The organism is Brachybacterium phenoliresistens, assembly GCF_000576425.1.
Taxonomy (GTDB): domain Bacteria; phylum Actinomycetota; class Actinomycetes; order Actinomycetales; family Dermabacteraceae; genus Brachybacterium; species Brachybacterium phenoliresistens.
Genome location: NZ_KK070001.1, coordinates 73,644 through 84,498 on the forward strand (window position 1 = coordinate 73,644; position 10,855 = coordinate 84,498).

Here is a 10,855-nt window from a genome sequence, read left to right on the forward strand (position 1 = left end):
ATGCGGCAGCTGACACGGGACCATGCCCGTCGTCAGGAGCTGGAGGGACTTGTGTTCCAATCCCCGGAGCGGACCCGCATCATCACCATCGCCAACCAGAAGGGCGGGGTGGGCAAGACGTCCACGACCGTGAACCTGGCCGCGGCGCTGGCGCTGGGCGGTCTGAACGTCCTCGTGGTCGATGCCGACCCGCAGGGCAACGCCTCGACCGCGCTCAGCATCGAGCACCACAGCGAGGTCGCGAGCATGTACGACGTGCTCGTGGATTCGATGCCGATGGCCGAGATCGTGCAGGACGTGCCGGATTTCGAGACCCTGCAGTGCGCGCCGGCCACGATCGAGCTCTCGGGTGCCGAGATCGAGCTGGTCTCGATGGTGGCCCGGGAGAACCGCCTGCGCAACGCGCTGCAGGAGTACCAGGCCGCGCGCGAGGAGTCGGGCCGGCCCCGGCTGGACTTCATCCTCGTGGACTGCCCGCCGTCCCTCGGGCTGCTGACCGTGAACGCCCTGGTCGCGGCGCAGGAGGTGCTGATCCCGATCCAGGCGGAGTACTACGCGCTGGAGGGGCTGTCGATGCTGCTGCGCAACATCGACCTGTTGCGCCAGCACCTGAACCCCTCCCTGGTGGTCTCCTCGATCCTGCTGACGATGTACGACGCCCGCACCCGCCTTGCGGCGCAGGTCGCCCAGGACGTGCGCGACCACTTCCCCGATCAGACCCTCGAGACCACGATCCCGCGCTCGGTGAGGATCTCCGAGGCGCCCAGCTACGGGCAGACGGTCGTGTCGTACGATCCCCACAGCACGGGTGCGCTGGCGTATCGGGCCGCGGCGAAGGAGCTGACCACGAGGCCCGCCCCGTGACTCTCGCGGCGCATCGATGCGCCGGGACGGCGGGCACACGAATCATCACGGACGAAGGAAGAGCATGACGCAGAGACGAGGTCTGGGGCGCGGACTGGGCGCGCTGATCCCGGGGGCGGGCGTGAGCGCCCCGCGGGCATCGGACCAGGATCCGGAGCTGCGCACCCGCCGTCCCGCCGAGCCGGAGGCCGCGGAGGCGGCCGAGTCCGCCGCCACCGGCCCTCGCCCGGTGGACATGTTCTTCTCCGGGGATCCGCTCCCCGAGTCCGGGGAGTCCCGGTCACGCCGTCGCCCCGGCGGCCCCGACCTGGCGGGTGCGATGGCCCGCGCCGCCGCCGAGCGCCGCTCCGCCGCCCGCGGCACCTCCCGTCGTCGCTCCGCCGAGGAGGACTCCGCCGACGCGGCAGAGAACGGTGCCGCGAGCTCTGCCGAGGCCGCCCCCGAGAAGGGCGCCGGCACCACGGCCGCCCGATCCGGCCGATCCTCCGGAGCGAAGTCCGCCGGGACGAAGAAGGCACCGGCCTCGGCGGCGTCTTCCTCGACCACGAAGACGAGCGGCGCGAAGTCGACGGGGACGAAGTCGACGGGATCGAAGTCTGCGGGCGCGAAGTCGTCGACGGGCACCAAGGCGTCCGAGGGCGCGACGTCGTCCTCAGACGCGACCTCGCCCTCGGGCGCGAAGGCGTCGACGGGCGCGAAGGCGTCGGCCGGGTCGACGTCGTCGACCAGGTCCAAGAGCGCGGCCGGGACCGCGGCGAAGTCCGCCGGCACCTCCGGCCGCTCCACCGCCGCGAAGAAGACTTCCGCGAAGATCGCCGCATCGAGCCCTGCGGTGTCCGACGAGGCCGTCGAGAACGCCGGCGGCGCGACGGCGGCCGTCGCCCGCGACGTCCGGGTCGCCGAGGCTGCCTCGACGGCGCCCGCGGCCGAGCCCCGTGTCGAGCCCTCGACCGCTGCCACCACCCCTGCGGACAGCCGCGGGGCGGAGGAGGCCGCTGCGGAGGACCGGGTGGAGGACAGCCCGATCGTGGACGTGGAGAAGGTCGAGCTGGTCCCGGCGCGCCCGGTTGCCGAGCCCGCGACCGAGGACACCGCAGCTTCTGCCGATGACTCCGCAGACGCAGCTGATGACGGCGCAGCCTCTGCCGAGGACTCCGCAGACTCTGACGCGGCCGAGGGGGATCCTTCGGGCGAGCAGACGACCAGCGAAGAGACATCCCGCGAGGAGACGGCGGACGAGAAGGCGTCGGCAGATGCATCGTCCGCCGCTGCGGAGCCCTCCTCCTCGGACGCGCAGGACGCCTCCTCGGCGCCGGGCCACGCCGGCCTGTCCGAGGGGCTCGTGAAGGTTCCCGGTGCCGAGTTCGCCGAGATCCCCATCCACGAGATCCGGGAGAACCCGCGCAACCCGCGCACCATGTTCGATGACGATGCGCTCGACGAGCTCGCGTTCTCCCTGCGCGAGGTCGGCGTCCTGCAGCCGGTCGTGGTCCGCGGGATCCCCGTCACCGAGGACGGCGAGTCCTTCGAGCTCGTCATGGGCGAGCGTCGTTGGCGGGCCGCCCAGCGCGCCGGCCTCACGTCCATCCCCGCGATCATCCGCGAGACCAGCGACGACGATCTCCTGCGCGACGCACTGCTGGAGAACCTGCACCGCACGCAGCTCAACCCCCTCGAGGAGGCAGCCGCCTACCAGCAGCTGCTCGAGGACTTCGGCTGCACCCAGGACGAGCTGTCGTCCCGGATCGGTCGCTCGCGTCCGCAGATCTCCAACACGCTGCGCCTGATGCGCCTGCCGGCCCTCGTGCAGAGGCGCCTGGCCAGCGGCGCGCTGAGCGCCGGCCACGCGAGGGCGCTCCTGACGCTGGAGGACCCGCGACTGATGGAGGAGCTCGCCGGCCGCATCGTCGCCGAAGGGCTGTCCGTGCGCGCCGTCGAGCGTCTCGTCGCCCGCGGCGCGGAGCCGGGGACCCGTTCCGCCCCCACCCGTCGGACCACCTACAACCCCCGGGTCGTCGACATCACCAGCCGGCTCTCGAACCAGCTCGAGGCCCCGGTGCGCATCGATGTCGGCAAGCGCAAGGGCCGCATCACCCTCGAGTTCACGAATCTCGACGACCTCGAGCGCCTCGTCGAGCGGCTCGGCATCGAGCAGGACGCCGAAGAGCACACCGGAACGGACGACTGACTCGTCACGACACCTCGGCAGCGCCCCTCTCCTCGTCATCGAGGGGAGGGGCGTTCTCGTTCCTCGACGCAGGCGCCCCTCGCCGGCTCCGCGAGCCCTGGCGCGCGCTCGAGGCTCTCTGCTCGTCGGGGGCTCCCCGGGGCCGGGTCCGGTTCCCAGCGGGCCGCGCAGGGCCGTCCAGAGCCCTTCTGAGGTGCGCGCAGCGGCCTCGCTCGGAGGCGGTGGTGCTGCCCTTGTCCATGCGGGCTCAAGCGCACTGTCGCCTTGGGCGCGCTTTCGGGTAGGGCGGGTTCGCACGGTCGCCTCCCCCAGCGATCCAGGTCTGGCCCTCGCGGGGTGAGCATTCCGGCGGGCCGACGAGAGGCCGACGCGTGTGCGTTCACCCGAAGGACCACCAGGGAGGACAGCGAGGAACGCTAGGGAGGGCAGAGTCGCGGGTGTGTTAGCAACGTCATTGTTTTGGGCTGCGGTGGCCGCCGCAGCGGATCATTCGCACCCATGGTGCAGCTATCCCTACGCCGGGGACGGAGCGCTTGGGCGGGCGCCGGCGCCGCGGCGCCGGACCACACCCGATGGGCTCCCCGGGTTTCTCTGGTTGTGGACAGACGGACGCGTTTCCTGTGGGGGCCGCCCGGGGGCGCGCGTGCCGACGTTGTCCACACTGGTGATTACTCTGTGGATTGTTCACCCTGGCGCCATCCGGCAGCCCAGTCCTCCCTGGTGCAGCTCTGCTACGGGGCCTCCCCTGGGGAGCTGACCAGCACCGTCCGCCCCTACGCAGTGCTCGTCCCGCTCAGCGTGCTGCCCCTGCGTTTGTCCGCTGCCCCCGTCGGGGCCGACGTACCGGGACCATCTGGGGTGGGGCTCTGTGGCTCGCTGAGCTCACGCGCAGTGAGGGAAGCGGGCAGGTTGGAGCGCTAGTGGCACGCCGTTTCACGGGAAACGGCCCAGGTACGGCTGGTCCGGTGGGGGCTGACGTGCCGTGGATGCACGAGGTTCTCGGGCTCTCGCTTTGAGCTGCGCTGGTTAATCGGTCGGTGGTGGCCTTCCTGAGGCGCTGACGGCTGTCGCGTACTCGCCCCCGTTGACAGGACGTTGCGCTGTCGCGAGAACGGTCGCTCATGGGTGGGCTGCTTCAGCTGCCCGAACTGGGAGGTTTCCCGTGAAACGTAGGGCCGTGCGCCGTGGATCTTGTCGGCCGAGGACGGAGCTGATGTCCGCCCCTACTGGGCTTGATCCATGCATCATCAGAAGGAAGCTGCTGGACGTGAGCTCCGTTCGGGCGTTCCGACTGCGCCGTTTCACGTGGAACCGCTCGGTCAGTGGAGGGAGCAGTGCAGATGGTGCATGACGAGAGCTTGCGCCAGACGGGCGACACTCCGCTGCATAGTGCCGAGAGATGCGGATTCTGCAGCGTGGCGCGTGGTCGTGCACCCATGCGTTGCACGTGAAACGCGGGACAGTTCGTGGACTGCTCCGCACGCGACCTCTCGCCGCGCGTTCGGCGCCTTTTGCCTCTGTGCTCCCCGCGCCTAGTTCCGCCGGGTAGCCGGTCCGACGTCTGGCGTGATTGGCGCGTCGCGAGGGAGGAGACTCTCCCAAGGATCGTCGTGCATACCGAGGGCTCCGCAGCTGCAGGGTGCAGGTGCTACGTCGGCGTGTTTCACGTGGAACTTGCACAACACACAACCGCTCTGCGCGCAACGCAATGCTGCGCGGCGCTCGTGTGGACTCCTCTCGGCTTGGCCTCTACTAGTTGTGGCCGTGTGTCGGCGCGGACCGTTTCACGTGAAATCCGGACTCTCCAAGCAGTGCGGCACGCGCACGGGACGGATGGCGCAGGACCCGGATGATGCACCCGTACTGCGGCCGAGCCTGTGCTGTACTCCCGTGCTGGTCCCGGCGAAAGCCACGTCTTGTGCGGATGGGGCGCTTGGACGCCCCGGCTCCCGTGTTCGTTGGAAACGGTCACCGCCGGTCGCTTCGAACTCGAGAACGCGCGTTGCACGTGAAACGGTGACCCAGGAGCCGTGGACCGGAGAGGGGGTGCACCGTGTGCCCAAAGCAGTTTCACGTGGAACGTCCAAGGTTGTGTGTCGTGGGGCGACTCAGGATTGTGGGCCTCGCGCTTCGTGGGCAGCCGGTGCAGCCCGCACTGCTTCGGTGCTGCCTGCGGTGTGGTTTCCCGTGAAACACAGTACGGCGGCGCGTGGCGCGTCTCGTGGCGAGCTGCTCTGTCCCGTGTCGACGGCCGGGGGCGTTCATTGGTCCAGCCCTCCTCGCCTCCGGCGAGAAGCTCAGGAAAGCGCACGGCCACGGCAGCGACAAGCCTATGACCTGGGGGTTCTCATCGCGGCAGAGCGGTGCTAGTGTCACAGGGTGCGCTGGCGCCAGCGAGAACGGCTTCGAGAGGAGCCTTGCCGGCCCTCATAGGAGAGGGGTGCGGCTTGGCGACGTTGGCGCGAGAGAGGTGACAATCCTTCCTCGACCCACTCCTGCGCCGACCGATGTTTCACGCGAAACGCCCCGCCGACTCGTGCCGGCCGACAGATCCTTGTACGCGCTCTGGTGACGCCCGGGAACCTGCCTGCCGAAGAATCGAGAAGTTCTCCCGCGATCCCGGCCGCAGCACGGAGAGTAGCTCGCTGCGACGGCGCGAGTCCGCTTCCCTCCGGCCCGCCGCAGCCCAGCCGCGCACGCCCGGGCTCAAATTACTCGCCGGTAACTGGATGTCCTGCTGCAGGCACCCCTCTCCTGGTTTCACGCGAAACAGGCGCTACCCCGTTTCACGCGAAACCAGGCATGTCGCATCGGAGCGAACCAACCATCCTGGAGGGAGCGTCGGGCCGGCGCGCCTCGGACTGCGGTGCTGCGGCGCTCCAGCACGCGGCACTGGGCAGGCATGATGCGAGCCGCTGTGCTCCCGCGCCCGATGTTCCCCGTGAAACCTCCACGCGCCAGCGACCGTTGAAAGCATGTCGTGCTCCCGCGTGCAGCCGACCTCGACGCTCGGAGGCGGCTGCATCGCATCAGCGGATCCGGCAGGCGGGCGGCGCGGCTGCATCAGCGTCGGGGATGTGTATGGAGCGGGTGCCCCTGTTCCCCGTGGACAGCGTCGGTATTCACAGTGTGCGCAACGATGTGGAAATCCAGGTTGCGACGCGGACACGATATCCACAGAGCACCTGTGAGCAGGAGTCCGGGCGAATCGGGCGTTCTCGACATCGGCGCATCGGTCCCAGCATTCGTGCAGGTCAGCGCGCCGAAGAGGGGTATGCGAAGGCTGTCACGTCTATCCTCACTCTCCACATGTCGCTGTGGATAACCCTGGGGACTGCCCCGCGTGTTGGTGTGGACAACTGTGGGGACAGCTGGGGAACAGTGCTCTGACCGGCCCACCTCTGTGCAGACCGAGCCAGATTGACAGTGGGGACAAGTCCGCCCATCGACGATGATGGACGGAGGACCTCGCCCTCGCGCTGCTGGGCCTGGGAGGGCTCGTGCCGGGGCGGCCGGGGCGGGCGGAACAGGGCGAACGGGGCGGGGCGGGTCTACTGGTCGTACAGAGTGCCCGCGACCTCGTGCTTGGGTGCCGCTCCCCGCAGGCGGCGCACCTCGCGGAAACGGCGCAGCACGGCGTCGCCCGCCCGGTAGAGCTCGTCCCCTCCCGCGGACTGTTCCTGGAGGCGGAGCTCGCGATCCCCTGAGGCGGCCGTCTGCGCGGCCGTCCGTGCGGCCGGTGCTTCGGCCGGAGGCGCGACGGGGACGTCGGCGGCTGCGGGAACGAGCCGAACCGCCGCCACCGCCCCCAGCACGGCGCGGGGCGCGGCGCCGGTGCCGTCCTCCTCCGCTGCATCGGCATCGGCCGGGACGGACCCGTCCTCCAGGTCGCCCTCGTCCACGACCGGCTCGAAACGGATCCACGTCGGGAGGGCGTCGATGTCCCAGGCGTCGAGCTCCTCGTCGCTCGGATCGTCCAGGCGCAGGCTCAGCACATCGGCCCCTTCGCGGCGCAGCCGCCGATCCAGCTCCCGCATCACCGTCGGAGCGGGGCGGCTGGGAGCGGACCACGCCGCGGTGACGAGGACGACGACCGCGCGGGGAAGCGCCGCTCCGTCCGCGCCGTGATCCCGCGACGGACGGGCGCCAGAGGAGGCATCCCGGGGCACGCGGAGGGCCCCGGAGGCGTCGCGCGTCTCCGGGGCCCTGCGTACCGGATCAGAGGGAGGAGCCACCGGCCTGGGCGGTCACGGGGACCGGCTGCAGATCGGCGTCGTCGACGGCGAGAGCCGCCGTGTCCGAGAGCCACCGCTCGGCATCCAGCGCCGCCTGGCAGCCGGAGCCGGCGGCCGTGATCGCCTGGCGGTAGGTGTGGTCGACGACGTCGCCGGCCGCGAAGACGCCCTCCACGCTGGTGCGGGTGGTCCGGCCCTCGACGAGGATGTAGCCCTGGTCGTCCAGCGCGAGCTTGCCGCGGAACAGGTCCGAGCGCGGCACGTGGCCGATCGCCTCGAACACGGCAGAGGTCGGGAGGGTCCGCTCCTCGCCGGTGACGGTGTCGCGGAGCGTCACCGACTCGACCTGCTCCTCCCCGTTGATGCTGGCCACCTCGGAGTTCCAGGCGAAGCGCAGCTTCGGGTCGGACTCCGCGCGACGCGCCATGATCTTCGAGGCGCGCAGCTCGTCGCGGCGGTGCACCAGGGTGACCTGGGTGCCGAAGCGGGTGAGGAACGTGGCCTCCTCGACCGCGCTGTCGCCGCCGCCGACCACGACGATCTCCTTGTCCTTGAAGAAGAAGCCGTCGCAGGTCGCGCACCAGCTGACGCCCTTGCCCGAGAGGCGGGCCTCGCCGTCGATGTCGAGGCGGCGGTAGGCGGAGCCGGTCGCGATGATCAGCGCCTTGGCGCGGTGCACGGTGCCGTCCTCGAGGGTGACCGTCTTGACCGGCCCCTCCAGCTCGACGGACACGGCGTCCTCGAGGAGGATCTCGGCACCGAAGCGCTCGGCCTGCTCCTGCATGGTGGCCATCAGCTCGGGGCCCTGGATGCCGTCGGCGAAGCCGGGGAAGTTCTCCACGTCCGTGGTGGTCATGAGCGCCCCGCCGGCATCGAGCTGCCCGGCGATGACGAGCGGCTGCATCTCGGCGCGCGCGGCGTAGATCGCGGCGGTGTACCCGGCCGGGCCGGAGCCGACGATGATGACCTCGCGGACGGTGCCGTCGTCCTCGGCCGCGGGCGCGGAGGCGGTCTGGGGCGCGAGAGAGGGGGCGCCGAGGATGTTGAGAGCCTGGATCGGCTGGGTCATGGGAGGTCCTTCCTGAAGATTCTGCGGCGGAGGAGGCGAGGCCTCGGATCCGGGTGACGGCGAGGATGTCGGGCGGGCGCGCGACGGGGAACGGGTCGGGACGGTGGGGCGGAGGTCAGCGGTCGGGCAGGATGCGGAGAGTCAGACGGCGCCGATCATGGCGGATCCGGACCACAGCAGGGAGCTGTCGGGACCCTCCTCGGTCGCGATGCCGCAGGAGGGCAGCACCACGGTCGCATTGACGACGCCGCCGTTGGAGTTGAGCGTGTTGCGGTCCACCGGGCCGTGGATGATCAGCCAGGCGCGTGTGCCCTCCGGTCCCCATGCGACCTCCTCCATCGTCAGCAGCGTCTCGGTGATGCCCTGTTGCTCGAAGCAGCGGTTCACGTCGAAGCTGGCCGGCGCGCGCAGCACCGTGCCCGAATCGAGCACCCGCTGCACCTCGAGGCCCAGGGTGCTCTCGGATATAACGGGCAGACCCGCCGCATTCTTCCCGGGCGCCCCCGGGGAGTCCATCGAGGTCCCGCTGATCGTGCTCGATCCCGTGGTCGACACCTCGAGGGCCTTGGACAGCATGAGGCCGATGCTCGAGGAGATCACCAGCGCGACCACGATCAGCGGGATGGGAAGACCCATCACCGTCGGCAGGGGCCGACGGCGGGCGCGATCGGGCCGCGCTCGCATCACTGGACGCGCACCTCGGCGATGCGCGCCCGGAAGCCGTCCCCGCCCGAGTCGCCGGGGAGCTCGGGGATCCACAGCACCACGGAGGACGCCTCGGAGAGCGGTTCCTGCGGAGTCAGGGTGACCTCCCCGTCGCCGGCGAACTCGCCGGTGGCGAGGACCTCGCCGAGCTCCCCGTTGCCCGGGTCCGCGCGCAGCTCGAGGACGCCGCCGCTGTTCTCCGCGGTGGTGACGACGACGGAGTTCAGGGTGCCGGGCTGATCGAAGGACAGCCGGACGCCCAGGCCCTCCTTGAGGTTGCCGTACTGCGCGCTGCGGTAGATCTGCGAGGACCAGGCCGAGGAGGGATCGCCGTCGGTGAGGCGGTCCTGGCGATCCAGATGGTCCGGCTCGCGGTCCGTGCCGCGCGCGAACAGCTCGGCCGATGCGAGGGAGACCACCGGGAGCGCCTCGGGCGTCGTCTCCGGCTCCGCGGTCTCCTCGGCCGGGGCCGATGTCTCCTCGGCGGCGGCGGAGGTGGTCGCCTCGCCGACGGGGTTGGTGTCCCCGCGCAGCGTCGAGGTGATGGAGGTGACCGCGAAGACGAGGGCGACGATCACGCCGAGCACGGCGAGAACCAGGACCCACTGGGCGGTGCGGGAGCGCTGGTCGCGCGGCACCGGGGTCTGCGCATAGGTCACGGCCTCGTCGCGATCCATCGCGACGCCGACGACGTCCCGCAGCAGCGACCCCGGACCGGAGGCGGGTCGGATCTCGGTGGGCTCCTCCGCGAGGGAGGTGTCGCGGCCGCGCACCACGATCGGACCCGTGGGCGGCTGCGGGACCTGATCGGTCGACGGCTCCGCATCGTCCGGGCGCGGGGCCTCCGGCGGGGTGCTCAGCGCGTCCTGGGCGGCGTGGGCCGCCGGGACCGCGGCGCCGGCCACCGGGGCCATCGGCGCCGTGCGCTGTCCGGCATCGGCCGCAGCGGGAGTCGATGCCGGGGCCGGGCCCGAGGGGGATGCCGCCGGCGGGACCGGGCCGGGTGCCGGCGTCGGAGCGGGAGCCGGCGCAGGAGTGGGAGCCGATGCGGGGACGGGGCTCATCGCGGCCGTCGGGGCCAGCGCGGCGGTCGGCGCCTCCGAGCGCTCGGAGCCTGCGGCATCGGCGGCGGAGTCCTCGCCGTCGGCCCCGGCCGGCGCACCCTGAGGGCCGGCGGGCGCAGTCTCGGCCTGGTCGGTCCGGGCCGGGTCGGTCTGGGCCGGGTCGGTCGTGGCATGGCCGGTCTCCGCGGGGGCGCCGTAGGCGTAGGCGGCGGGAGGCTCCGGCGCGGCCTGCACGGGAGCGGCGGACCCGTCCTCCGCGGAGGGTCCGGCGGGAGCGGAGGACTCGCTGGGTACGGAGGAACCGGCCGGGGCGGCGGCCCCGGGGGCTGCGGCCACCTCGAGATGGCCCGGGAAGGCCGCACCGCGACGGGGCTCGTCCAGGTGGAGGTCGCGGATCAGGGTCTGCGCCTCCTCGGAGGTGCGGGCGCGATCGACCGGAGCCGCGGCGCCGGCGTCGTCCCGGGAGGGCTCAGCTGCGGAGGCATCACCCGGGGAGGCGTCCCCCTGGGAGGGATCACCCTGGGAGGGATCACCCTGGGTGGGGCCGCTCTGGGCGGGGCCGTTCTGGGGGGCGTCGCCCGCCGGCACGGCGGACTGCTCTGCCCCGGTGGGGCTCGGGGCCGATGCCGAGGCGTCCGGGGACCCGGCACCGGGGCTCACGGCCGGGGCGGGCAGGGGCGGGGCCGGCTCCGGCGCGGCCGAGGCCGCCGTGGGACCGGCGGCGACGGCC

6 protein-coding genes are annotated in these 10,855 nt (G+C 71.7%); 2 read left to right on the plus strand and 4 right to left on the minus strand.

Annotation, left to right across the window (positions count from 1 at the left end; genetic code table 11):
* Window positions 1–864, plus strand: a complete 864-nt coding sequence (locus tag BF93_RS15230) for a ParA family protein (protein ID WP_232226458.1) — start codon at window positions 1–3, stop codon at window positions 862–864.
* A gap of 64 nt (window positions 865–928) precedes the next feature.
* Complete coding sequence (locus BF93_RS15235; protein WP_038373792.1) at window positions 929–3,052, plus strand: ParB/RepB/Spo0J family partition protein; 2,124 nt, start codon at window positions 929–931, stop codon at window positions 3,050–3,052.
* A gap of 3,551 nt (window positions 3,053–6,603) precedes the next feature.
* Here BF93_RS15235 and BF93_RS15240 read toward each other — a convergent pair.
* The 4 genes from BF93_RS15240 to BF93_RS19860 all read right to left on the minus strand — a co-directional run.
* The gene (locus BF93_RS15240) at window positions 6,604–7,089 is read right to left on the minus strand and encodes a hypothetical protein (RefSeq protein WP_038373794.1); all 486 of its coding nucleotides are present in this window, start codon (window positions 7,087–7,089) and stop codon (window positions 6,604–6,606) included.
* A gap of 181 nt (window positions 7,090–7,270) precedes the next feature.
* A complete protein-coding gene (gene trxB, locus BF93_RS15245; RefSeq protein ID WP_051487043.1) occupies window positions 7,271–8,356 on the minus strand; it encodes a thioredoxin-disulfide reductase in 1,086 nt (361 codons plus the stop codon).
* Window positions 8,357–8,497: 141 nt separating this feature from the next.
* Window positions 8,498–8,992 (minus strand): hypothetical protein, encoded by a 495-nt coding sequence (locus BF93_RS15250; RefSeq protein ID WP_232226459.1) that lies wholly within the window; start codon window positions 8,990–8,992, stop codon window positions 8,498–8,500.
* 47 nt (window positions 8,993–9,039) lie between these two features.
* Window positions 9,040–10,855, minus strand: a 1,816-nt coding sequence (locus BF93_RS19860) for a DNA polymerase III subunit gamma/tau domain-containing protein (RefSeq protein WP_462934461.1), incomplete at its 5' end; no start/stop codon positions are given.